Origin of the sequence: Pseudomonas sp. NPDC089407 (genome assembly GCF_044900445.1) — a bacterium.
In the GTDB taxonomy this organism is placed as follows: domain Bacteria; phylum Pseudomonadota; class Gammaproteobacteria; order Pseudomonadales; family Pseudomonadaceae; genus Aquipseudomonas.
In genome coordinates this window covers 17,202-38,828 of the sequence record NZ_JBJDNB010000052.1, presented here as the reverse complement: position 1 = coordinate 38,828, position 21,627 = coordinate 17,202, and the positions used below count along the sequence as shown (strand labels likewise).

General features: G+C 63.4%; 23 protein-coding genes and 1 tRNA gene. 13 read left to right on the top strand and 11 right to left on the bottom strand.

Translation table 11 applies throughout. The annotated features are described in order from the left end of the window. Positions 1-493: 493 nt before the first annotated feature. Together ACI2KG_RS27805 and ACI2KG_RS27800 are read left to right on the top strand one after the other, a co-directional pair. A complete protein-coding gene (locus ACI2KG_RS27805) occupies positions 494-892 on the top strand; it encodes a hypothetical protein (protein WP_404664084.1) in 399 nt (132 codons plus the stop codon). A gap of 2 nt (positions 893-894) precedes the next feature. Next, the gene (locus ACI2KG_RS27800) at positions 895-1,365 is read left to right on the top strand and encodes a transcription elongation factor GreAB (RefSeq protein WP_404664083.1); all 471 of its coding nucleotides are present in this window, start codon (positions 895-897) and stop codon (positions 1,363-1,365) included. Between the two features lie 117 nt (positions 1,366-1,482). Here the strand turns inward: ACI2KG_RS27800 and ACI2KG_RS27795 are convergent, their stop codons facing one another. Beyond that, positions 1,483-2,421 (bottom strand): LysR family transcriptional regulator, encoded by a 939-nt coding sequence (locus tag ACI2KG_RS27795; protein WP_400620968.1) that lies wholly within the window; start codon positions 2,419-2,421, stop codon positions 1,483-1,485. A 118-nt stretch (positions 2,422-2,539) separates the two neighbouring features. On the opposite strand from ACI2KG_RS27795, the gene ACI2KG_RS27790 reads away from it, so the two are divergent. The 4 genes from ACI2KG_RS27790 (at position 2,540) to ACI2KG_RS27775 (ending at position 7,837) form a co-directional block, all read left to right on the top strand. Continuing rightward, complete coding sequence (locus ACI2KG_RS27790) at positions 2,540-3,289, top strand: 3-oxoacyl-ACP reductase family protein (RefSeq protein ID WP_404664082.1); 750 nt, start codon at positions 2,540-2,542, stop codon at positions 3,287-3,289. 412 nt (positions 3,290-3,701) lie between these two features. Beyond that, complete coding sequence (locus tag ACI2KG_RS27785; RefSeq protein ID WP_404664081.1) at positions 3,702-4,874, top strand: MFS transporter; 1,173 nt, start codon at positions 3,702-3,704, stop codon at positions 4,872-4,874. Positions 4,875-5,122: 248 nt separating this feature from the next. Beyond that, entirely contained in the window at positions 5,123-5,503 is a 381-nt protein-coding gene (locus ACI2KG_RS27780; RefSeq protein WP_201207699.1) for a hypothetical protein, read from the top strand. A gap of 201 nt (positions 5,504-5,704) precedes the next feature. Next, on the top strand, positions 5,705-7,837 hold the full coding sequence (locus ACI2KG_RS27775; protein ID WP_404664080.1) for a TonB-dependent siderophore receptor: 2,133 nt from the start codon (positions 5,705-5,707) through the stop codon (positions 7,835-7,837). Positions 7,838-8,034: 197 nt separating this feature from the next. Here ACI2KG_RS27775 and ACI2KG_RS27770 read toward each other — a convergent pair. Next, positions 8,035-8,124: transfer RNA gene (locus ACI2KG_RS27770), tRNA-Ser, on the bottom strand. Between the two features lie 198 nt (positions 8,125-8,322). Here ACI2KG_RS27770 and ACI2KG_RS27765 point away from each other — a divergent pair. From ACI2KG_RS27765 to ACI2KG_RS27755, 3 genes are all read left to right on the top strand, one after another. Further along, positions 8,323-9,012, top strand: coding sequence for a crotonase/enoyl-CoA hydratase family protein (locus tag ACI2KG_RS27765; RefSeq protein WP_404664079.1), 690 nt, complete (start codon positions 8,323-8,325; stop codon positions 9,010-9,012). Between the two features lie 369 nt (positions 9,013-9,381). Then, entirely contained in the window at positions 9,382-10,101 is a 720-nt protein-coding gene (locus ACI2KG_RS27760) for a lysophospholipid acyltransferase family protein (protein WP_404664078.1), read from the top strand. A gap of 89 nt (positions 10,102-10,190) precedes the next feature. Beyond that, positions 10,191-11,162, top strand: a complete 972-nt coding sequence (locus ACI2KG_RS27755) for a magnesium and cobalt transport protein CorA (RefSeq protein WP_404664077.1) — start codon at positions 10,191-10,193, stop codon at positions 11,160-11,162. Between the two features lie 122 nt (positions 11,163-11,284). Here the strand turns inward: ACI2KG_RS27755 and ACI2KG_RS27750 are convergent, their stop codons facing one another. Beyond that, complete coding sequence (locus tag ACI2KG_RS27750; protein ID WP_404664076.1) at positions 11,285-11,998, bottom strand: amidotransferase; 714 nt, start codon at positions 11,996-11,998, stop codon at positions 11,285-11,287. A 219-nt stretch (positions 11,999-12,217) separates the two neighbouring features. Between ACI2KG_RS27750 and ACI2KG_RS27745 the strand changes: the two genes are divergently transcribed. Continuing rightward, positions 12,218-12,460, top strand: coding sequence for a hypothetical protein (locus ACI2KG_RS27745; protein WP_400621045.1), 243 nt, complete (start codon positions 12,218-12,220; stop codon positions 12,458-12,460). 66 nt (positions 12,461-12,526) lie between these two features. Continuing rightward, positions 12,527-13,327, top strand: a complete 801-nt coding sequence (locus ACI2KG_RS27740; protein WP_404664075.1) for a c-type cytochrome — start codon at positions 12,527-12,529, stop codon at positions 13,325-13,327. A gap of 130 nt (positions 13,328-13,457) precedes the next feature. Here the strand turns inward: ACI2KG_RS27740 and ACI2KG_RS27735 are convergent, their stop codons facing one another. The 4 genes from ACI2KG_RS27735 to ACI2KG_RS27720 form a co-directional block, all read right to left on the bottom strand. After that, positions 13,458-13,790, bottom strand: coding sequence for a ribonuclease E inhibitor RraB (locus tag ACI2KG_RS27735; protein WP_404664074.1), 333 nt, complete (start codon positions 13,788-13,790; stop codon positions 13,458-13,460). 176 nt (positions 13,791-13,966) lie between these two features. Then, positions 13,967-14,203: a hypothetical protein gene (locus ACI2KG_RS27730; protein ID WP_201206935.1), complete on the bottom strand. Its 237-nt coding sequence runs from the start codon at positions 14,201-14,203 to the stop codon at positions 13,967-13,969. 253 nt (positions 14,204-14,456) lie between these two features. Then, positions 14,457-16,514 carry an LTA synthase family protein gene (locus ACI2KG_RS27725; protein ID WP_404664073.1) on the bottom strand — a complete coding sequence of 686 codons (2,058 nt, stop codon included), beginning with the start codon at positions 16,512-16,514 and terminating at the stop codon, positions 14,457-14,459. 275 nt (positions 16,515-16,789) lie between these two features. Further along, complete coding sequence (locus ACI2KG_RS27720) at positions 16,790-16,981, bottom strand: PLDc N-terminal domain-containing protein (protein WP_012271091.1); 192 nt, start codon at positions 16,979-16,981, stop codon at positions 16,790-16,792. A gap of 127 nt (positions 16,982-17,108) precedes the next feature. Between ACI2KG_RS27720 and ACI2KG_RS27715 the strand changes: the two genes are divergently transcribed. After that, a complete protein-coding gene (locus tag ACI2KG_RS27715) occupies positions 17,109-18,047 on the top strand; it encodes a ZIP family metal transporter (RefSeq protein WP_404664072.1) in 939 nt (312 codons plus the stop codon). Between the two features lie 154 nt (positions 18,048-18,201). On the opposite strand, the gene ACI2KG_RS27710 is transcribed toward ACI2KG_RS27715, so the two are convergent. Both ACI2KG_RS27710 and ACI2KG_RS27705 read right to left on the bottom strand, forming a co-directional pair. After that, complete coding sequence (locus tag ACI2KG_RS27710) at positions 18,202-18,732, bottom strand: hypothetical protein (RefSeq protein ID WP_400621010.1); 531 nt, start codon at positions 18,730-18,732, stop codon at positions 18,202-18,204. Positions 18,733-18,792: 60 nt separating this feature from the next. Then, complete coding sequence (locus tag ACI2KG_RS27705) at positions 18,793-19,317, bottom strand: ankyrin repeat domain-containing protein (RefSeq protein WP_404664071.1); 525 nt, start codon at positions 19,315-19,317, stop codon at positions 18,793-18,795. 265 nt (positions 19,318-19,582) lie between these two features. On the opposite strand from ACI2KG_RS27705, the gene ACI2KG_RS27700 reads away from it, so the two are divergent. Beyond that, complete coding sequence (locus ACI2KG_RS27700; protein ID WP_201206939.1) at positions 19,583-19,855, top strand: DUF3509 domain-containing protein; 273 nt, start codon at positions 19,583-19,585, stop codon at positions 19,853-19,855. 75 nt (positions 19,856-19,930) lie between these two features. Here ACI2KG_RS27700 and ACI2KG_RS27695 read toward each other — a convergent pair whose 3' ends face one another. Both ACI2KG_RS27695 and ACI2KG_RS27690 read right to left on the bottom strand, forming a co-directional pair. Next, complete coding sequence (locus ACI2KG_RS27695; RefSeq protein WP_404664070.1) at positions 19,931-20,467, bottom strand: oxidase; 537 nt, start codon at positions 20,465-20,467, stop codon at positions 19,931-19,933. After that, positions 20,467-21,621, bottom strand: coding sequence for an MFS transporter (locus ACI2KG_RS27690; protein ID WP_404664069.1), 1,155 nt, complete (start codon positions 21,619-21,621; stop codon positions 20,467-20,469). The genes ACI2KG_RS27695 and ACI2KG_RS27690 overlap by 1 nt, the downstream gene beginning before the upstream one ends. Positions 21,622-21,627 lie beyond the last annotated feature (6 nt).

Sequence of the window (21,627 nt, the reverse complement as noted above, 5' to 3'; positions counted from 1 at the left end):
CGGAGATCGGTTCATCAGGCCAACCTGGTGAAAATCAGGGCCTGCCTGGCGGCAGGCCGTTACCGGCCCGCACACAAAAAATCTGACAGTTCCGCCGGCGATGGGCTGCACAGCAGCCCCGGCAGTCTTAACTGACTGGCATTAGGGCAAGCCCGCTCCCACATCTGTTTCGGGCCAATCCCTCCTGTTACATTCGCGCGCGCACCCTTTGTGCATGTCAGGAGATAGGTGGAGGACTACTGGCCTCCCCCGACACCAAATGGAACAAACAAGGCGGACAGAGGTAACTTCACAGGATTGACTGGCCGAAACAAATGTGGGAGCGGCGGTGCGGCGATCCGACTTGCCCCGCGAAGCGCCGCGCGGGCGGCGCTCGATATCAGCACCACCACAAAAGCCCAAGCCAAGCACCTTGCAGCCCACATGCTTCCTCCCCCCTAAAAACCACTCGCATGCGACAATGCCCCCCGACCCACCCTGCCAGGAGGCTGCCATGCCCCGCCACCGTGAACTGAAGATCACCCTCAAACCGCTGCCGTTGATCCTGTGCGTTGCCCTGGGCTTGTGGCTGGGCGCCGTGGCCATTGCCGCCAGCCTGTGGCTGAGCCTGCAGTTGTGGCCCCAGCAGGTGCAGCCACTGGCCCAGGCGGTGGCCCCAAGTGCGTATCGCCCTGCCGCACCCGCTGCCTCGGCCCCGGCACAGGACGCCCAGGCCGAAATGTTCGAGCGCTACAAAGACATCCTGCAAAAGCAGGAACTGCAACAGGCCACCGACGCCGCCCAAGGCAACCCGCGCAAGCTCAACAGCCCCAAGTGCCAGTTCTGGCTGCAACAGAACCGCACAGCGCCTACCGACAAAAGCCAGGCCAACGTGCTGGAGTTCTGTTACTGACCATGGACAAGCCCGGCCTGCTGGCGCAGATCGTCGCCACCCTCGAACATGACCTGGACGTGCTGACCCGCGCGGCGCAAACGGCTTATGAAGCGGCTACCGCCGAAGAAAACATCGCCGAGAACAAGTACGACACCCTGGGCCTGGAAGCCTCGTACCTGGCCACCGGCCAGGCGCGGCGCAGTGCCGAGATTCGCCAGGGGCTGCTGATCTACCAGCAACTGCTGCTGCGTGATTATGACCCGGCGCGCGGGGTGCAGGTGAGCAACCTGGTGACGCTGGAGGATGAAGACGGCGGGCAGCGCCGGGTGTTCCTCGGGCCGGAGGCGGCAGGGTTGAAGATTGGCGAGGGGGATGAGCTGGTGACGGTGATTACCCCGCGCTCGCCGCTGGGGCAGTTGTTGCTGGGCAAGCGGGTGGATGATGAGGTGAGCCTGGGGGCGCAGGTGTTGTTCATTGTTGAGGTTGCCTGAACCGGCCCTATCGCCGGCAAGCCAGCTCCCACAGGTACACCACACAACCCTCAGACCTGTGGTGATCCCTGTGGGAGCTGGCTTGCCGGCGATAGGGCCGGTACAGGCAATACACCTCTATAGGGCCTGCAGAGCGTCAAACCTGCCCGCCAACCCCTGCCCTTCAAACTGCTCCACCACAAAATCGACAAACGCCCGGGTCTTGCCCGGCAGCAGCTTGTGTTCGGCGAAATACAGGCTGATGTGCCCATCGTCCACATACCAGTCCGGCAACACCCGCCGCAGCCGCCCGGCCTGCAGGTAAGGCACGGCAAACGGCAAACTCACCAGGGCGATCCCCAGCCCTTGCTCGGCCACCGCACACGCCGCATCCGAATCACTCATGGTCATCGCCTGGCGCAATTGCAACGGCTGCTGCGCCTGCCAGCGGCTGGTCAGCGGCCACGAACGCACCCGCCCGGTCTGCGGTGAGCGGATCAGGATGCCGTCATGCCGCTGCAGCACCTGCGGGTCTTGTATCTGCGCATGCCGCTGCAAATACGCCGGCGCCGCCACCAGCACCCGATGCGCCGGGGTCAGCTTGCGCGCTACCACCCCGGGCGGCAGCTCGAACCCCCCACCAATCGCCGCATCGAAGCCTTGGCCAATCAGGTCGACCTGGCGGTTGTCGAAATGCCAGTCCGGGGTAATCGCCGGGTAGCGGCGCAAGAACTCGCCCAACAACGGCAACACATACAGCCGCCCGAACACCGTGCCCATGCTTACCCGCAACAACCCCGCCGGCTGCCCCTCGGCACTGGCCAGGTTGGCCACGGCGTACTGGATGGTGCGAAAACTGTCACTCACCTCACCGAGAAAGCGCTGCCCCGCCTCGGTCAAGGTCAGCTTGCGGGTACTACGCTGGAACAAGCGCACCCCCAGGCGCGCTTCCAGTTGGGCAACATGCTTGCCCACGGCGGCGGGGGTAATGTGCAAGCGCCTGGCCGCCTCGGCAAAGCTGCCGACCTCGGCACTGCGGATGAAGCACTCCAACGCATTGAACGATTCCATAGCCATGATTGGCAACCAAAGGTTTACTCTGCTAATAGTGATTGCCATCTTATCAGCAGGTAATCAAGCGCCGATACTGCGCCCATCCAAGGCATTTCGGCCTGGCTTCCAGCAGGAGATCAGCATGTCCAAGCAACTTACACTCGAAGGCAAAGTAGCCCTGGTACAGGGCGGTTCCCGTGGTATTGGCGCAGCCATCGTGCGGCGCCTGGCCCGCGAAGGCGCGCAGGTGGCCTTTACCTACGTCAGCTCTGCCGGCCCGGCCGAAGCGCTGGCCCGGGAAATCAGCGAAAACGGCGGCAAGGCCCTGGCGCTGCGCGCCGACAGCGCCGATGCAGCGGCCGTACAACTGGCCGTGGATGACGCCGTGAAGGCCTTCGGCCGGCTGGACATTCTGGTCAACAACGCGGGCGTACTGGCCGTGGCCCCGGTGACCGAGTTCGACCTGGCCGAGTTCGACCGCATGCTGGCGGTGAACGTGCGTAGCGTATTCGTTGCCAGCCAGGCAGCAGCGCGCTACATGGGTCAGGGTGGGCGCATCATCAACATCGGCAGCACCAACGCCGAGCGCATGCCGTTTGCCGGTGGCGCGCCGTATGCCATGAGCAAGTCGGCGCTGGTCGGCCTGACCCGCGGCATGGCGCGCGATTTAGGGCCGCAGGGGATTACCGTGAACAACGTGCAGCCAGGGCCGGTGGACACCGACATGAACCCGGCCAGCGGCGCGTTTGCCGAAAGCCTGATCCCGCTGATGGCGATCGGGCGGTATGGCGAGGCGGATGAAATTGCCAGCTTTGTGGCTTACCTGGCGGGGCCTGAGGCGGGGTATATCACCGGGGCCAGTTTGACTGTGGATGGTGGGTTTGCGGCCTGATTGAATCACTCAGGACGGGTGGCCTGCAGGGTGTTTGCCTTTGATTTTGTGGCGCCTGCGAGATCGAGCGCCGCCCGCGCGGCGCTTCGCGGCACAAGGCCGCTCCCACATCTGTTTCGGGCCAGTCACTCCTGTTGCAGAGGCGCGCGCACCCTGGGTGCATGACTGGAAATCGATAAACAGCAGCGACACATTCAATATCGAATGGAACCGACAGGGCGGACAGAGGTGAGGTCACAGGAGTGATTGGCCCGAAACAGATGTGGGAGCGGGCTTGCCCCGCGAAGCGCCGCGCGGGCGGCGCTCGATCTCCCAGGCGCCACACATGCCATGTCGAACACACGATGCATTGGCTTCATGCCCGACACTTCCCGATAATCCCCCCTTATTTCCTGCCCGCCACGAGAACCGCATGCACACCCCCACCCTCAGCCGCGCCCTGATCCTGCTGATGGCCACCGCCACCGGCCTGGCCGTGGCCAGCAACTACTACGCCCAACCGCTGCTGCACAGCATTGCCCAGCAGTTCGGCCTGAGCACTGCCAGCGCCGGCAGCATCGTGATTGCCGCGCAGCTCAGCTATGGCGCCGGCCTGTTGCTGCTGGCCCCGCTGGGCGACCTGTTCGAACAGCGCCGGCTGATTACCGTGATGACCCTCATTGCCACCGCTGGCCTGGTGATCAGCGCCTGCGCACCCAACCTGCCCTGGCTGATTCTCGGCACGGCGCTGACCGGGCTGTTCTCGGTGGTGGCGCAGATCCTCGTACCGATGGCCGCCAGCCTGAGCGAGCCGCATCAGCGCGGGCGTGCGGTGGGCACGCTGATGAGCGGCCTGCTGCTGGGCATTCTGCTGGCGCGTACCGCGGCCGGTTTCATGGCCGAGCTGGGCGGCTGGCGCAGCATCTACGTGCTGGCCGCAGTGCTGATGGCGATTACTGCCGTGGCACTGTACCGCAGCCTGCCGCAGCACCACAGCCATGCCGGGCTGAAGTACCCGGCACTGATCGGCTCGGTATTCCGCTTGTTCCTTGAAGAACCGGTGCTGCGCCTGCGCTCGCTGCTCGGCCTGCTGGCGTTCAGCCTGTTCGCGCTGTTCTGGACACCGCTGGCGTTCCTGCTCGCCAACGGCCCGTACCACTATTCGGATGCTGTGATCGGCCTGTTCGGCCTGGCCGGTGCGGCGGGTGCGCTGTCGGCCAACTGGGCCGGGCGCCTGGCCGACCGTGGCAAGGGTTCGCTGGGGACCACGGTGGGCCTGGTGGTGCTGTTGCTGTCGTGGGTGCCGCTGGGGTTTGCCGAGCAATCGCTGTTGGCCTTGCTGCTGGGCGTGCTGATGCTCGACCTGGCGGTGCAGCTGGTGCATGTAAGCAACCAGAACGCAGTGATCGCCCTGCGGCCCGAGGCGCGTACGCGGCTGAATGCCGGGTACATCACCTGCTACTTCATTGGCGGGGCGCTGGGGTCGTTGCTGGGCACGCAGTTGTTCCAGCGCCAAGGCTGGATGGGCATTGTGGTGGCGGGGTTGGTGATTGGGGCGTTAGCGTTGCTGGCCTGGCTTATCTCCCCCCGCAAAGCTGACACATAACCCCTGTAGGAGCGGCCTTGCGTCGCGAAAGGGCCGCAAAGCGGCCCCGGCAAAATCAGCGGCGAAGCTACAAATGTGCGGCCGCTGCGCGGCCCATCGCGACGCAAGGCCGCTCCTACACACAGACCGCGCCAGCCTGAGGGCGACAATGCACCACACTACCCTCCGTCGCCTTGCCGTTGACTTGCCTACCCCGGCAGCGCTCAGTAGGCGCTGGTCAAATGCCCTATCCCTGACAGGACAACTTTATGACAAGACTCACGGTGCAATCCGGCGATTTCTTGCAAGGTGAAGGCGAGTATCGCAATGGATCGCTCACACTCAAGACCCCGCGCAGCCCGTCCCCGGGTGAGCGGATTTCCCTGGCCCGTATCAGCGACTTGCGCCTGGCCAGCCTGGAACCCAGCCGTAGCCTGGGCAGCGCCCTGGGCTGGGGCGTGGCCGGCGCCCTGGTGGCCGGGCCGGTGGGGCTGCTGGCCGGGCTGTGGCTGGGGGGCAAGGAAGAAGAAGCCACCTTTTTGGCCACCTTCAAGGACGGCCGCAAACTGATGGCCATTACCGATGGCAAGACCTGGTCGAAGATCGATGACAACTGGCGCCAGCACAAGCGGCCTGCGCGGGCTGGCTGACTGCATATCGCGGGGCGTGGATCGTTTTATGTTGGAGGTGGCTGGTAAGATGCCGCCTTTTTCATGGCCTGTACCGGCCCTATCGCCGGCAAGCCAGCTCCCACAAGAGCGCCACAGTATTCAGCCCTGTGACCATCCTGTGGGAGCTGGCTTACCGGCGATAGGGCCGGCACAGGTGTCGCCCCCCAGGAGCCCCACCGCATGCCCCCGCGTCACCCTCGCCTGCCCCTGAGCCTGCTCAGCCTGGGCCTGGCCCTGCATTGCCCCCATGCGCTTGCCGAAGACAGCGTGCTCCTGGCCCCGCTGCAGGTGACCGATACCTACGCCAACGACGGCTACCAGGCCCACCAGGCCGCAGTGGGAGGCTTTCAGCCTGCGCCGTTGCTCGACACCCCGGCTTCGATCAGCGTGTTCAGCCAGCAACTGCTGGAGGACCGCCAGGTGCGCAAGCTCAGCGAAGTGCTGCAAAGCGACGCCTCGGTCGGCGAAAGCTATGCCCCCATCGGCTACTACGAAAACTTCAACGTGCGCGGCTTCGAGCTGAATGCCGCCAGCAGCTACCGCATCAACGGCCAGACCATCGCCGGCGAGCAGAATGTGGCCCTGGAGAACAAGCAGCAGGTGGAGCTGCTCAAGGGCCTGTCCGGGCTGCAGAGTGGTGTGTCCGAGCCGGGTGGCCTGATCAACTACGTGACCAAGCGCGCCGAAGATGTGCGCAGCATCACCGTATCGACCAACGAACAGGGCGAACGCTACCTGGCCACCGACCTGGGTGGCTGGTTTGGCAGCGAGAAACAGTTTGGCCTGCGCGCCAACCTGGCACACGAAGACATCCGCGCCTACGTCGACCACGCCGACGGCAAGCGTGACTTCGCCTCGCTTGCCTTCGACTGGCAGATCAGCCCGGATGCCACCCTGCAGCTGGACGCCGAGTACCAGCACCGCGAACAGCGCTCGGTGCCGGGGTACCAGCTGCTCGGCGGCAGCGAAGTGCCGCACGGCGTCGACCCGGATGACCGCCTGGCCTACCAGCACTGGGCCAAGCCGGTACAGAACGACTCGCTGAACCTGGGCGGGCGCTTCGAGTACCGCTTCAACGAGGCCTGGACCGGCACCCTGAGCGCCTCGCGCAGCAAGGTGGTGATCGATGATTACAGCGCGTTTGCCTGGGGTTCCAGCGAAGGGGCGTTCTTCGGCAGCAATGGTGACTACGACATCTACGACTTCCGCAGCCCCGACGACACCCGCCGAACCGATGAGGCCCAGGCTATGCTCAACGGGCGTTTCGATGCACTGGGCGTGGGCCATGAGCTGACCATGGGCAGCAGTGCGCAGCGGCGCACGCTGGACCAGCGGCCGTACTACAACGAGTGGCTCGGCACCGGTAACATCCACACTGGCGCCCCGGCCTTCGAGCCGTCCGACAAGCCGATCGGTGCCAGCGAGCGGCGCCTGGACAGCCGCCAGTACGGCCTGTTCGTCAGCGACCGCATCAGCTTCAACGAGCAATGGCAGACGGTGCTGGGCGCCCGTGAAGTGCGCCTGGATGAAAGGACCTGGGACGAGAACGGCGTGGCTGGCCGCCATACACGGCAGTACGCGTTGCTGCCCAATGCTGCGCTTATCTACAAGCCGCAGCTCGATACCACCGTGTATGCCAGCTATGCCAAGGGGCTATCGGCTGGCGGTACTGCGCCCTGGTTTGCCAGCAACGCGGCGGAAATTCTCGCCCCCACCACGTCACACCAGCTAGAACTGGGCCTCAAGCACGATTGGCAGGGCCTGAGCCTGAGCGCCGCGCTGTTCCAGATTCGCCAGGCTTACCAGTACGCGCGCCCGGACGGTGCGGGCAACTTCACCTACGTGCAGCAAGGCCAGCAGAAGAACACCGGTCTGGAACTGGGCGCCAGCGGCTGGGTGACCCAGAAGTTACAGGTGCAAGCCAGCGCTGCAGCCATTCGGGCACGGGTGAAAAACAGCGGAACCGATGACTATGAAGGCCACCAGGCGATCAACGTGCCCCGGTTCCGCGCGGCATTGCACGCCGAATACAGCCTGCCGGTCGCGGGGCTGGCGCTGCTGGGCGGGGCGCGCTATAGCGCCAGCAAGTATGCGAGCCAGGCGGGGAATGTGGAGGTTGGCGGGTATACCGTGTTCGATGTGGGTAGCCGCTACCGCACGCGCATTGGGGGCTATGACACGGTGCTGCGGCTGACGGTGGATAACGTGTTCGACAAGCGTTACTGGCGGGATGTGGGGGATTACCTGGGGGATAACTACCTGTTCCAGGGGGCACCGCGGACGGCTCGGCTTTCGGCATCCGTCAGCTTTTGAGATTTTGGGGCCGCTTTGCGGCCCATCGCGACACAAGGCCGCTCCTACAGGGACCGCGCTCACCTGAAATCGACGCGATCCCCTGTAGGAGCGGCCTTGCGTCGCGATGGGCTGCGCAGCAGCCCCAATGGCCGATCCTGTGATCAGGAAAACAAAAAGCCCCCGGGCTTTTCAGCACGGGGGCTTTTCGTAGAATGTGGCGGTGAAGAAGGGATTTGAACCCTTGATACGATTTCTCGTATACACACTTTCCAGGCGTGCTCCTTCGACCACTCGGACACTTCACCGTTTCTCTTCAAGCCTTGCAGCCTGTCGAGGTGCGCTAATTTAGTGAAAGCGCTGCCCTTTGGCAAGCATTTTTTTCAAATTTTTCATGTATTTGCACTTGAGCCCGGCTGAACGCTGACCGACCAGTCAGCCTTGCTGCTTTACCTTGCCCCCGACGCTGGGTAACGTCGTCGCCACGCCAACAAAAGGACTCTGCCATGAGCGAGCTGATTACCTACCACGCCGAAGACGGCATCGCCACCCTGACCCTGAACAACGGCAAGGTCAACGCCATCTCGCCAGACGTCATCAACGACTTCAATGCCGCGCTGGACCGCGCCGTCGAAGCGCGTGCAGTGGTGATCATCACCGGGCAGCCGGGCATCCTCTCGGGCGGTTACGACCTGAAGGTGATGACCAGCGGCCCGAAAGAAGCCATCAGCCTGGTCACCGCCGGCTCCACCCTCGCCCGCCGCCTGCTGTCGCACCCGTTCCCGGTGGTGGTCGCCTGCCCGGGCAATGCCGTGGCCAAGGGTGCCTTCCTGCTGCTGTCGGCCGACTACCGCATTGGTGTCGAGGGGCCGTACAAGGTGTGCCTGAACGAAGTGCAGATCGGCATGACCATGCACCACGCCGGTATCGAACTGGCCCGCGACCGCCTGCGCCGCTCGGCCTTCCACCGCTCGGTGATCAATGCCGAGGTGTTTGACCCGCAAGCTGCGATGGATGCCGGCTTCCTCGACAAGGTGGTGCCGGCTGAACAGTTGCAGGACGCGGCGCTGACGGTGGCGCGGGAATTGAAGAAGCTGAACATGCTGGCGCACAAGAACACCAAGCTGAAGGTGCGCAAGGGGTTGCTGGAGGCGCTGGACAAGGCGATCGAGCTGGATCAGCACCCTATGGGTTGACCTTGCCGGCCTTTGTGGGAGCGGGCTTGCCCTAATGCCGGTCAGTTAAGCAATTTGGGGCCGCGTTGCGGCCCATCGCCGGCAAGCCAGGCTCCCACAATATGGCGCATGGCTTGAATCCGATGCGGTCGGTGTGGGAGCTGGCTTGCCGGCGATGGGCTGCACAGCAGCCCCTGCAGTCTTAACTGACTGGCATTAGGGCTTGCCCCGCGAACACCGGCAGAGCCGGTGCCATGCACCGCGCCGCCTGTTTCGCGGGACAAGCCCGCTCCCACAAACCCTGCTCCAGCGCTGAGTGCAGTACCAGCATTTGCCCCAACCAGTGCACACCCGTACACTCCCCCGCGACTGTCTGGTGTGAGTCGTACCATGCTTTATTCGTTACGCATGCTCCTGCTGGCGCTGCATTTTCTTGCCGTGGGCGCCATTGGCCTGCTCATTGGCCTGTGCCGCCCGTTCAACCCCGACAACAGCCGCGTGTTCGCCTACCTCTACAGCCGCCCGGCCACCTGGCTGATGCGCATCAAGGTCAAGGCCGAGGTCGGCCCGCTGTGGGACCAGCCGCCCGGCTGCGTGATCATCGCCAACCACCAATCCAATTTTGACCTGTTCTTGTTGGGCCAGGTAGTGCCGCGTCGCACCGTGGCCATCGGCAAGAAATGCCTCGGCTGGCTTCCGCTGTTCGGCCAACTGTTCTGGCTGGGTGGCAACGTGCTGATCGACCGCAAAAATGCCTACCAGGCGCGCAAGGCCCTGCAGAAGACCACCCGGGTACTGCAGAACGACACCTCGATCTGGATTTTCCCCGAAGGCACGCGCAATGCCGGCGAGCAGTTGCTGGCGTTCAAGAAAGGCGCGTTTCACATGGCCATCGAGGCGGGTGTGCCCATTGTGCCGGTGTGCGTCAGCCGCTACGCCGGGCGCATGAGCCTGAACAGCTGGCGCCAGCGCACGGTGATCGTGCGTTCGCTGCCGCCGATTGCCACGGCAGGCATGAGCCTGCAGGACCTGCCGGCGCTGATCGAACAGTGCCGAGGGCAGATGCAGCAGAGCATTGACCGGATGGAAGGGGAATTGGCCAAGAGTTAGGTTGCCTGGTCTGGCCTCTTCGCGGGTTGCTCTCCAGCCAGCTACAGCCCAAGCTGTAACCCGTGTTCAACCGGAATAAGCGGGCAACCATGGGTCGAGTAGTGGCGTCAGCGGTGTACAGCGCCGGCAGGAAGGTCACCAACATCAGCATCGATGAAGGCAGCGAGTGGGCGCGCAAGCCGGGGCACTTCGTGTGGATCGGCCTTGAAGAGCCCAACGCCGAGGAGCTGGCCAACCTGCAATGCCAGTTCAACCTGCACGAACTGGCCATCGAAGATGCCCTGGAAAAACACAGCCGGCCCAAGCTGGAAACGTTCGGCGATGCGCTGTTCATCGTCACCTATTCGCCAGTACGCCACGAAGGCAAGCTGGAGTTCATCGAAACCCACATCTTTGCCGGCAACGGCTACATCATCACCTGCCGCAACGGCCACTCCAAGTCCTACGCCATGGTGCGCCAGCGCTGCGAAGCGCGGCCATTGCTGCTGGAGCATGGCGAAGACTTTGTGCTGTATGCCCTGCTCGACTTCGTCACCGAGAACTACCAGCCGGTCAGCGAAGCCATTCATGGCGAGATCGAAGAGCTGGAGCAGAGCGTGCTGGGTGGTTCGCTGCAAGAAGACGACATCCGCCGCCTGCACAGCCTGCGGCGTGACATCCTGCGCTTGCGCCGCTACGTGGCGCCGATGGTTGAGGTGAGCGAAGAACTGCAGCGCCTGAGCTTCCCGTTCATCGACAAGAACATGCGCCCCTATTTTCGTGATGTGCAGATTCACGTGACGCGGCAAATGGAAGACCTGGCCGGGATCCGCGACATTGCCAGCCAGACCATCGAGATCGGCATGCTGCTGGAGGCGTCACGGCAAAGCATCGTGCAGCGCAAGTTTGCGGCGTGGGCGGCGATTTTGGCGTTCCCCACGGCGATTGCCGGGGTGTACGGGATGAACTTCCAGAACATGCCGGAGTTGAGCTGGCATTACGGGTATTTTGCGGTGCTGGGGGTGATTGCGGCGGGGTGTGCGGGGTTGTTTGCCAGCTTCAAGAAGTCGGGTTGGCTGTAGAAAGCCGGGGCCGATGTGGGAGCGGGCTTGTCCCGCGAACACCGGCGAAGCCGGTGCCATCCACCGCGTCGCCTGATTCGCGGGACAAGCCCGCTCCCACATTTACCAGCAGCAGCCCGCGGCTACGCCGGCTGCTGGATAAACCGCAACATCCACTCCCCCACCAGGTCACCTTGGTGTTCGCTGGCCAGGCTGGCCACAGCCTTGTGGTACACCTCATCCCCCAAATATTCCTGGCGCGCATCGAGCAGTGCCCGGGAGTAGTCGTGCACAAACTCCGGGTGCCCCTGGAAGCACAGCACCTGGTCGCGAATGTGGTACGCCGCGTTCGGGCAAAAATCGCTGGAAGCAATCACCGTGGCGCCTTCCGGCAACTCGGTCACCTGGTCCTGATGGCTGATCAGCAAGGTCAGCTCTGACACTTCAGGGTCCATCCACGGCGCATGCGCCGCCAGCGAATAACGGTGAATGCCCACGCCCCAGCCCTTGTCGGCCCGCTCGGCCTTGCCACCCAGGGTCAACGCCAGCAGCTGGTGGCCAAAACACACACCCAGCAGCTTCTCGCCACGCTCGTACAACTTCAACAAGTAAGCCTTGAGCGTCTGAATCCACGGATCGCTACCGAACGAATCAGCCTTGCTACCCGTCACAAGATAGGCATCGAACACTTCAGTGTCGGCGGGGTAGTCGCCGTTCATTACGTTGTACACACGAAATTCGGCGGCGATCGGCTGACGCGAAAAGAGCTGCTCGAACATCCTGCCGTAGCCCTGGTACTGCGCGGTCAACTCCGGTCGCAGGACATCGGTTTCAAGGATGCAGATGCGTAACGACATAGGGATAGTCCTGAACGACATGGGTGGGAATCTGCTGTAGAGACTGCCGCGAAAGGCACGTACAAGCAAGTAGGCTGCACTGACGAACGGTCACATTTTGTCGGGTCGCCGCTGGCAGTTACGCCAGTGTCTAGCCAGAGCATGTCAGCGAACTGGCACATGGCCTCATAGCCAACCGCAATTACCGGACCAGGCAACTAGAACAAAAGGTTCTCAAACATGGATGACGCACACCCTACTGTTGGTTGTATATCCACATACAAGAGGCAGGCAGTTCAGGCGCCATGCAGCGCTACTGCGATCGACCCGAAGCGCGACAAGGAAGCCAACGGGTATTCAGGAATAACAACAAGAAGGCGGTCCGCCATGTTCAGACACTCGAAAATTCGCCAAGCCGGGCTTATTTTATTCGCCACCACCTTACTGCTGATCTTGCCGAACCTGACACGTTTGTTCGGCTGACTGCAGCGGTGGCGCCAACTGGCAGCGCACAGGTAACCTGCTGGCCCTGATGGTCGGAGGTTGCCCATGCGTCACTGCCTTGCCCTGTTAGCCTTGTTACTGAGCCTGCCGCTGTCGGCGGCGCAACTGCACCTTGAACTGGGCGCCCACGGGCGCCAGTGGAGCAGCGCCGAACTGCTCGGCCACCCGCAGGCCCAGGACATCAGCATCGACCAGGACGTTTCCTACAAACGGCCCATGCACTACCGGGCAGTGCCGCTGGCTGCGCTGTTGCAAGGCGTGAGCGCCAGCGACCACCTGCAGGCCGTGGCACAGGATGGTTTTGCCGCAGAAATGCCCGCTGCACCGTTGCTGCAGCCAGGGCCGGCACGGGCCTGGCTGGCCGTGGAAGACCCAGGCAAGCCGTGGCCGCCCCTGGGCCAGGGCAAACCGAGTGCAGGGCCGTTCTACCTGGTGTGGACCGCACCGCAGGCCAGCGGCATTCGCCCGGAGCAGTGGCCGTTCCAGATTTCCACGATTCGCCGGTTGGCCCCGGTAGCGCAGCGCTTTCCGGCGTTGCTGCCCGACCCGAAGTTGCCGGCTGACAGCCCGGTGCGCCAGGGCTTTGCCTTGTTCCAGCAGAACTGCCTGGCCTGCCACCGGTTGAACGGCGCCGGGGATGCGCAGGTGGGGCCGGACTTGAATGTGCCGCATAACCCGACCGAGTATTTTCAGCCGGGTTATTTGCGCCTGTTGATAAGGGACCCGCAGCGGTTGCGGCAGTGGCCGCAGGGGAAGATGCCGGGGTTTGCCGAGCGTGTATTGAGTGAACAGGAACTGGACAGCTTGTTGGCCTATTTAACCCATATGGCTGGGCGCAGGCCTTGAAAAGGCTGGGGGCGCTTTGCGCCCCATCGCCGGCAAGCCAGCTCCCACACCGCCCGCGTTGCCCTGTAACCCTGTGCAATACCTGTGGGAGCTGGCTTGCCGGCGATGGGCCGCACAGCGGCCCGCTTTTCTACGCAATCGGCCGCTCGTGCTTGACCCCCCACCCTTCCACCTCACCCCCATAGGGTGTCACCAACTGCTCGAAGGCCTCTTCAAAGTCGCCAATCCCGAAATAGGTGGCGTACATGACCTTGCTCAGTTCCAGGTGCCAGGCACCGTCGCCCGTCTCCGTGACCTGGGCATTCAGCGATTCACCGCGAAACTGCCTGGCCGCCCGGCGCGCCCCTGCTTCGTCGGGGAATACGGCATAGAACTCGATGGGGTGGATCTGGGTGAAATCGAAACCGCCTGCTTTCATCTGGCGCAGGACGTTGCTGCTGATATCGTCGTTCTGGCTGCTCATGAAACGTCCTCCTGAATAATGCTATGGATAGACTTTCCGTGCACTACGCACCTGCCGGCAGCGGCCGGGCAGTACGAGCTGATGCAAGACGCGAATTGATGCGGTACCAACCCGCAGAATAGGCTGGCACCTTCCACCAGCGTAGTGCCTGCCAAGGCACCGCGCAAACGTGTGGTTCAGGGCGCTTCGTGGATGCCGGTGATGGTCACGCCACTGTGCTCCCGGAGCCAGCGCGCGGTGGGGGAAATGGTGCGGTCCTGGAAGTCGTTGAGGTCCAGCTCGTCCATCACCGGAAACAGGTGTGAACGGATGGCACGCGCGGCGTCTTCCTCACTGGGGCAATGCTCGGCATGCAGCAGCAATGTGGACGGTTCGCCTTTCTGGTCGGCAAAGATGACTTCCCACTCTTTCATTGAACGAGCCCTCTGAGTCAAGGAACACACGGTGTGTGATGCCTGAATAACTGACCTTGGGGTGGGGGGAATGTTCACTCAAATGAAGTGGTACCGGCGCAATCCCCTGTAGGAGCGGCCTTGTGTCGCGAAAGGGCCGCAAAGCGGCCTCGGCAATCTGCGCGGCGAAGCTGAAAATGTGGGGCCGCTACGCGCCCCTTTCGCGACACAAGGCCGCTCCTACACGGCCCAGGGTAGTCTGTAGATCCAGGTTTTACTTCGGCGTACCGTGCACCACACCCGCAGTGTTATCCAGCAGGCTCTTGGTCGCCGTCTGGATATACGCCTCAAGCTTCTTGAGCATTTCCGGCTGGTCCGGGCTTTCGATCAGCTCGGCCTTGAATTCGCTGCCCAGCTGGTAGCGGTACATGCGCGGGGTCATGTCCTTGGACTCGATCAGGATGCGGTCGCCCTGCACCAGGCCGACGATCTGCTCGCTGCCCGACGGCTTGATCATGCCCACGCCCTGGTCGCCCTTAGGCAGGTTGAGCAGGTCGCGGCCCCAGCACTGGTGACGGGTCTGGCCACCCAGGCGGCCCATGATGGTCGGCACGATGTCGACCTGGGTGCCCACGGTGTGGTTCACCGCACCGAACTTCTCCTGAATGCCCGGGGCAATCAGCAGCAGCGGCACGTTGAAACGGCCCAGGTCCAGCTCGGTGACCTGCTGGTGGTTGCCAAAGCCGTGGTCGCCAACGATGACGAACAGGGTCTCCTTGAAGTACGGCTCTTTACGCGCCTTCTCGAAGAACTGGCCCAGCGCCCAGTCCGAATAACGCATGGCGGTCAGGTGCTCGTCCAGGCGGCCCTGGCCGGTCACCGGTTCCACCGGCAGGTCTTTGGGCAGCGCGTACGGGGTGTGGTTGGACAGCGTCTGCAGCAGCGCGTAGATCGGCTTCTTGCCATCGTGCCTGGCCAGTTCCTCGTTGCCGCGGTCGAACATGTCCTGGTCGGACACCCCCCAGGTCGGGTCGGAGAACACCGGGTTGACGAAGTCGTTACGGCCAATGAAGGTGGTCATGCCCTGGTTGCCGAAGAAACCGGACTGGTTGTCCCAGGCAAAGTCGCCGTTGTAAACGTACACGTCGTCGTAGTCACGGGCGCTGAGCAAGGCTGGCAGGCCTGACAGCTTGTGGCCGCCTTCCGGGGTCTGCATCAGGTATTCGAACCCTGGCAGGTTGGGGAAGCAGGCCATGGTGGCGAACATACCCTGGTGGGTATGGGTGCCGTTGGAGAAGAAGCGGTCGAACAGCAGGCCTTCTTTGGCCAGCTTGTCGAAGTACGGGGTGATGTTGTTCGGGCTACCCAGCGCGCCAACCGAGTGGCCGGCGAAGCTTTCCATCAGGATCACCACCACGTTCTTGATCGGCAGGGTGCGCTCGGCCGGCGGCAGGAAGTCGCGGCGGATGGCAGCCTCGTCGGCATCGACCAGGGTGTCATTCGGGGTGAGCAACTGCTTGCGCACGCTTTCGGTCGCTACGCCCTGCTCCAGCACTGGCTTCCAGATGTTGGCGCGGTCCTCGCCGAAGCGGCTCTTGGCGGCGTCGATCAGGGTCAGGGTGCCGTTCAGGCCCAACTGGTTGACGAAGTTGGAGTCGGTGGTGAAGGCGTCGCCCCAACGCATCGGCGGGCCCTGACGCAGCGTGCCACGGGCGGCAACCACGGCCACCAGCAGGATCACCATGAACACCGCCAGGCGGTTGTACCACGGCGCCACGCGTTGTTCGCCCTGGCCACGGGTGATGCGGTCGATACCCTTGAACAGCAGGCTCAGCAACCAGGTGCCAAAGGCCCAGGCCAGCAGGTAGCGCACCACCGGGAAGCCGTACCAGAGCATGCTCATGACGGTTTTCGGGTCTTCCTTGATGTACTGGAACACCAGGCCGTTGAGGCGCTGGTGGAACTCGCGGTAGAAGTCCATTTCCATCAAGCCGAGGAACATCACCACGCTCGAGGCGAGGGTCAGCCAGAAGCGGAACACCCCGCGACGGGCCATGGCCCAGGGGCTGAGCATGGCCAGCAACAGCGGAATGCTGATGTACACCACCACCCGCAGGTCGAAGCGCAAGCCGTTGAGGAAGCCTTCGGCGACCGTCGAGTACGGGGTATCGCCGACCATATCGCTGTTGTAGACCAGTAGCGCAAGGCGCACGAGGCTGAGCATCAGCATGATCACCAGGCCGCTGAGCAGCGTGTAGGCCAGGTGGGATTTCAGGGTCGGCGAGAACGATGCTCGCGCGCCCCGTTGCTTCGAGGCGTCCGTGTTAGCCATGAATGGGAAGGTCCTAGGATTGCGGTTTGCGAAGAAGGCGGTGGTGCTAGACCAACGCAGCATTGTGCGGGTGCGGATTCTGTTTAAACCAATGTGAAAATTTTGTCACGGCTGCATTTGCTGACTTTGTCAGTGCAGCAGTCCCCTGTAGGAGCGGCCTTGTGTCGCGATGGGGCGCGCAGCGGCCCCAGGATTTCGGCCATGGCATCAATTTTTGAGGCTGCTGCGCAGCCCATCGCGACACAAGGCCGCTCCTACAGGGGTGCGTGGTACATTCAGATGCGCACATTCCCCCGCGGCCCGGCAATCGCCCAGATCACCAGCCCCACCACCGGCAGCAGTGCAATCAGCAATATCCAAAGCACCTTGATACCCACCTCGCTGCCACTCTTGATCACATTGAGAATGGCCCAGATATCCAGCGCCAGAATGATCAGCCCGACCAGGCTGTTGAATGTCGATCCCATGCCTAAACTCCCGTCCAGAGGCTTTGCTGCACAGCATAGTCAGCTATCACGTCGATAGAAGGGAATCCTTGGCGGGGCGCGAAGGTCACTGCTTAAACTGCCCCAATCCGTTTAGTTCGAGGTTTACATGCCCCCTGCACACACGCAAAGCGCCGCAGCGCCCTCGCCCTTCAGTGCCTGGCGCCAGCAGATAAGCAACAGCCCGTGGGTCGGCGCTGGCCTGGCCCTGAGCCTGCTGGCAGTGATCGCGCTGCTGGGGGCAAGCCTGTGGAATGCTATTCATGGTGACCACTCGGAAAACCTGCACCTGGCGGGCCTGGGTGGGCTTGCCGGGTTTGGTGCTACAGCACTGGGCGCGGTGCTGGCAGTGGTACTGCGCGACGTCAGTACGCGCAACCAGGACGTAATGCTCGGCTTTGCCGCCGGCATGATGCTCGCAGCCAGCTCGTTTTCGCTGATTTTGCCCGGCCTGGATGCCGCCCGCGAGATTACCGGCAGCGGCCCGGCGGCGGCGCTGACGGTGGTGGTGGGCATGGGCCTGGGCGTGTTGCTGATGCTGGGCCTGGACCATTTTACCCCGCACGAGCATGAAAGCGTCGGCGTCGCCGGGCCTGAAACCGAGCGTTTCAGCCGGGTGTGGCTGTTCGTGATGGCGATTACCCTGCACAACCTGCCTGAGGGCATGGCGATTGGGGTGAGTTTTACCAACGGCGACATGAACATCGGCCTGCCGCTGACCAGCGCCATTGCCATCCAGGACATCCCTGAAGGGCTGGCCGTGGCGCTGGCCTTGCGCGCTACCGGGCTGTCGAGCCTGAAGGCAGCGCTGGTGGCGATTGGCTCAGGGCTGATGGAACCGCTGGGGGCGGTGATCGGCCTGGGGATCTCGACCGGCTTTGCCCTCGCCTACCCGATCAGCATGGGCCTGGCGGCCGGGGCGATGATCTTTGTGGTCAGCCACGAGGTGATACCCGAAACCCACCGCAATGGGCACCAGACAGCAGCGACCCTGGGGTTGATGGGTGGGTTTGCGGTGATGATGTTCCTGGATACCGCGCTGGGCTGAAATGCCTTGCACAGCCCCCGTGTAGGAGCGGCCTTGTGTCGCGATGGGCCGCAAAGCGGCCCCGGCAATGCATGCGGCGAAGCTGAAAATGTTGGGGCCGCTGCGCGCCCCATCGCGACACAAGGCCGCTCCTACACGGGGACTGCGTAGCGGTTTAGATATGAACAGCGACCTTCAGGGCTTCCAGCGCAGGCTCAACCTTGATCCCCACCTCTGCCCCTAACTCCAGCACCCGCGCCAGATCATGCTGCCCCACCATCACCATCTGCAGCTCGTCATCCAGCAGCTGGCTGAAGTTCAACAGCACATACCCCCCGGCCTCTTTGTTCAGCGCGCCCATCTGCACCTGGATGCGGTTCAGCGCAGTCAGTGGCTCGGTACGGGCCAGTTGCTTGGGCTTGAGGGTGAACGGCACGCTGTTGTCGAACGAGTCGCTGATCTGCTGGAACAGGTCCTGGTAGCTGTCGGCCTGGAACACCACGGTGTCCGGCAGGCTGCCCAGCACCACCCATTCACCCAGCGGGATGGGGAAGCTGTCGTCGTAGTTGATGTCGGGGTTGGCAGCCAGGAACGCGGCCGGGTCGGCGTAGGCCTGGGCGGCTTCGCCGGCAATGCGCTCGATGTCGGCCTCGCGCATGCAGCCAGCGCCAATGAGGCTGATGAATTCGAGCAACTGAGTTTTCATGAAAGGGGGCCTGCGACGGGTGAAAAGTCGCCAAGGATAGCCGCAAATGCCCCCGGGCGGTTAGCCGGCCAGCGCTTGCAGGCGCGCAGCAGCGTCCACCGCCCCCATGGTTTGCGCCGCCATCAGCGCCGTGGCGCCGCGGGCATCCTGGCGCGCCGGGTCGGCGCCCTGGGCCAGCAGGTAGTCGAGGATTTCGCTGCGGTTGAACATGGCCGCCAGCATCAGCGCAGTACGCCCGTCCTGTGCAGCGGCGTCGACCGGCACACCGTGCTCCAGCAGCAGGCGGATCATCGCCAGGTCACCCTTGAACGCGGCACCGGCAATCGGCAGCTGGCCGTTGTCGTTGGCAATCAGCGGGTCGGCCCCTTGCGCCAGCAGCACGCGCACCGCGTCGTGGTGGCCGTGGTAGCTGGCCAGCATCAGCAAGGTGTCGCCCTTGTGGTTGCGCAGGTCGGCCGGCAGGCCGCTGGCGAGCAGGCGCTCGAGCATGGCGGCATCGCCCTGGCGGGCGCATTCGAACACCTGCGCGGCAAAGGCAGCGGTTTCGTCGTCGGTCATGGTGGCGGGCGCGGTTTGGGTGGACATCGGGAACCTCCTGGCATAAATGATTGCCCAAGTTTTTGTCAGGCATGCCATTGCGGTCAAAGGTTCAGATTCTATTGGCCCGATAGGCAAAGCCGACGCCGTGCAAAATGCACTGTGCAAAATGCACGACCATGCACCCTGCACGATGCCGCTTCTGCAAATACCCCGCAAAGGCCCGTAATTGCTGGGTTTTCCTTTACTAAGGTTTCTGGCACGGTCGCTGCAACCATCAACTCACGTCTGCCACACACAGCCAGGAGTTGATATGGACCTCATCCAGCAAAAGTTCGTTTCGGTATTTTCGGCCTATCAGGTGAACACCCAGGCTCGCCCCGATGGCGGCGTGCTGCTGACCCTGCGCGCGGCTGATGGCAAGGTGACCCGCCGGGTGTTGACCTATGGTCAACTGCACAGTGCCGAGCAGCTCTCGTGGGCGATCAGTGCAATTCGTCGCGACTTGGCCGAGCAGGCCAGTGAATTGCCGGTGATCAACATGCTGCAGAGCCAGCAGCGGTTTGCCCTGCCGACTTATCGTTGAGTTTTGTGTTGCGTGTGCCGGCCTCTTCGCGGGTGAACCCGCTCCCACAGGCCCGCGAAGAGGCCGGCACAGGCATTACAACTCGTCGATCCCGAGAAACGCCCGCGCCGTCACATCCCCGGTAAACCGCGCCTCCACACCCTGCTCACTGCCATACAAACGCAACGCCAGGCAAAACGGCGTATCGCCCAGTTCCACCCAGCGCCGGGTGCCGGCCGGCACCAACAGTTGGTCACCCTTCTCGCACAACACCGAATACACCCAATCCCCCACACGCAGCCCAACCTGTGCGCGCCCGCTGACTACGGCAAACAGCTCGTCGGCGTCATGCACGTGTTCGTCACGCACATCGACCTGTGCCGGCGCCTCACCGTCGCGGTTCAGCAGCACAAAGGCCTTGCTGCCCTGCGCGGTCATCAACTGGTCCAGGTACCCGCGGCAAGCCTCTAGCACTTCACCCTGGGCCGTGCCCGGGCGCACCCGCAGGCCATGCTCGGCATGCACAAAGCGCACGCCCTGCGCAGCCAGGGTGGCGGCGATGTCATCGTGGTGGGTCAGCACCTTGTTCGGCAGTTCCGGGCTGGCGGAGTTAAAAACGCTGAGAATGCTCATCAGGGGCGGGTCCTGGTCGGTTGCGAACAAAGGCCAATGATAACGGCTGCAGCCAAGGCTGCGGCACTGGCCATACCAAAGGTGAAGGTGGGCCCCAGCAGTTTCCAGCTGTAACCCGAATACAAGGCCCCCAGCGCGCCACCGGTCCCTGACAGCGCTGCGTACAGCGCTTGGCCCTGGCCTTGCTGACGGGCGCCGAAACTGGCCTGGACAAAGGCGATGCTGGCGGCGTGGAAACAGCCGAAGGTGGCGGCGTGCAGCAACTGGGCGAAAATCAGTACGCCCGGCTCGGCAGCCAGGTTGCCCAGCAGCAGCCAGCGCACCGCGGCCAGCAGGAAGCTGACCAGTAGCACCCGTTGCACGCTGAAACGCGCGAACAGCCGGCTCATGAGCATGAACATCAGCACTTCGGCCACAACCCCCAGCGCCCACAGCAAACCGATGGCACCGCGGCTGTAGCCCAGGTGCTCCAGGTGCAGGGTCAGGAAGGTGTAGTACGGCCCGTGGCTGAGCTGCATCAGCGCCACGCAGGCATAGAAGGCGATCACCCCCGGGGCACGCAACTGCTGCAAAAAGCCGCCCGCGCCGCTACGCTCGCCCTGCTCCAGCGGTTGGGCATTGGGCACCCACAGGCTGGCGGCGACGATGCCGGCCATGATCGCTACCAGCGCCACCGGGTAGATGTCCAGGCTCAGCCATTCGAACAGCCGGCCCAGGCCGACCACGGTAAGAATGAAACCGATCGAGCCCCACAGCCGTACCTGGCTGTAGCGCGCCGTTTGCCCGTGCAGGTGGGCCAGGGTAATGACCTCGAACTGTGGCAGTACCGCATGCCAGAAGAACGCGTGCAGGGCCATGACCAACGCCAGCCAGGCGTAGCTTTTGCCGAAGAAGATCAGCGAGAAGGTGGCCAGGGTGCATAGCGCGCCAAGCCTTACGATCAGCAGGCGCTGGCCGGTGCGGTCGCCCAGCCAGCCCCACAGGTTGGGGGCAATGCAGCGCATCAGCATGGGGATGGCCACCAGCTCGCCGATGCGCGCCGGGGAGAAGCCCAGGTGGTCGAAGTACAGCGCCAGGAAGGGGGCGGTGGAGCCGAGCAGGGCGAAGTAGAACAGGTAGAAGCTGGACAGGCGCCAGTAGGGGATGGGTTGCATGGGGTG

Excerpts from the sequence above, each read along its gene's own strand:
- ACI2KG_RS27805 (WP_404664084.1), top strand. The coding sequence starts at position 494 with ATGCCCCGCCACCGTGAACTGAAGATCACCCTCAAACCGCTGCCGTTG.
- ACI2KG_RS27800 (WP_404664083.1), top strand. The coding sequence starts at position 895 with ATGGACAAGCCCGGCCTGCTGGCGCAGATCGTCGCCACCCTCGAACAT.
- ACI2KG_RS27795 (WP_400620968.1), bottom strand. The coding sequence starts at position 2,421 with ATGGCTATGGAATCGTTCAATGCGTTGGAGTGCTTCATCCGCAGTGCC.
- ACI2KG_RS27790 (WP_404664082.1), top strand. The coding sequence starts at position 2,540 with ATGTCCAAGCAACTTACACTCGAAGGCAAAGTAGCCCTGGTACAGGGC.
- ACI2KG_RS27785 (WP_404664081.1), top strand. The coding sequence starts at position 3,702 with ATGCACACCCCCACCCTCAGCCGCGCCCTGATCCTGCTGATGGCCACC.
- ACI2KG_RS27780 (WP_201207699.1), top strand. The coding sequence starts at position 5,123 with ATGACAAGACTCACGGTGCAATCCGGCGATTTCTTGCAAGGTGAAGGC.
- ACI2KG_RS27775 (WP_404664080.1), top strand. The coding sequence starts at position 5,705 with ATGCCCCCGCGTCACCCTCGCCTGCCCCTGAGCCTGCTCAGCCTGGGC.
- ACI2KG_RS27765 (WP_404664079.1), top strand. The coding sequence starts at position 8,323 with ATGAGCGAGCTGATTACCTACCACGCCGAAGACGGCATCGCCACCCTG.
- ACI2KG_RS27760 (WP_404664078.1), top strand. The coding sequence starts at position 9,382 with ATGCTTTATTCGTTACGCATGCTCCTGCTGGCGCTGCATTTTCTTGCC.
- ACI2KG_RS27755 (WP_404664077.1), top strand. The coding sequence starts at position 10,191 with ATGGGTCGAGTAGTGGCGTCAGCGGTGTACAGCGCCGGCAGGAAGGTC.
- ACI2KG_RS27750 (WP_404664076.1), bottom strand. The coding sequence starts at position 11,998 with ATGTCGTTACGCATCTGCATCCTTGAAACCGATGTCCTGCGACCGGAG.
- ACI2KG_RS27745 (WP_400621045.1), top strand. The coding sequence starts at position 12,218 with ATGGATGACGCACACCCTACTGTTGGTTGTATATCCACATACAAGAGG.
- ACI2KG_RS27740 (WP_404664075.1), top strand. The coding sequence starts at position 12,527 with ATGCGTCACTGCCTTGCCCTGTTAGCCTTGTTACTGAGCCTGCCGCTG.
- ACI2KG_RS27735 (WP_404664074.1), bottom strand. The coding sequence starts at position 13,790 with ATGAGCAGCCAGAACGACGATATCAGCAGCAACGTCCTGCGCCAGATG.
- ACI2KG_RS27730 (WP_201206935.1), bottom strand. The coding sequence starts at position 14,203 with ATGAAAGAGTGGGAAGTCATCTTTGCCGACCAGAAAGGCGAACCGTCC.
- ACI2KG_RS27725 (WP_404664073.1), bottom strand. The coding sequence starts at position 16,514 with ATGGCTAACACGGACGCCTCGAAGCAACGGGGCGCGCGAGCATCGTTC.
- ACI2KG_RS27720 (WP_012271091.1), bottom strand. The coding sequence starts at position 16,981 with ATGGGATCGACATTCAACAGCCTGGTCGGGCTGATCATTCTGGCGCTG.
- ACI2KG_RS27715 (WP_404664072.1), top strand. The coding sequence starts at position 17,109 with ATGCCCCCTGCACACACGCAAAGCGCCGCAGCGCCCTCGCCCTTCAGT.
- ACI2KG_RS27710 (WP_400621010.1), bottom strand. The coding sequence starts at position 18,732 with ATGAAAACTCAGTTGCTCGAATTCATCAGCCTCATTGGCGCTGGCTGC.
- ACI2KG_RS27705 (WP_404664071.1), bottom strand. The coding sequence starts at position 19,317 with ATGTCCACCCAAACCGCGCCCGCCACCATGACCGACGACGAAACCGCT.
- ACI2KG_RS27700 (WP_201206939.1), top strand. The coding sequence starts at position 19,583 with ATGGACCTCATCCAGCAAAAGTTCGTTTCGGTATTTTCGGCCTATCAG.
- ACI2KG_RS27695 (WP_404664070.1), bottom strand. The coding sequence starts at position 20,467 with ATGAGCATTCTCAGCGTTTTTAACTCCGCCAGCCCGGAACTGCCGAAC.
- ACI2KG_RS27690 (WP_404664069.1), bottom strand. The coding sequence starts at position 21,621 with ATGCAACCCATCCCCTACTGGCGCCTGTCCAGCTTCTACCTGTTCTAC.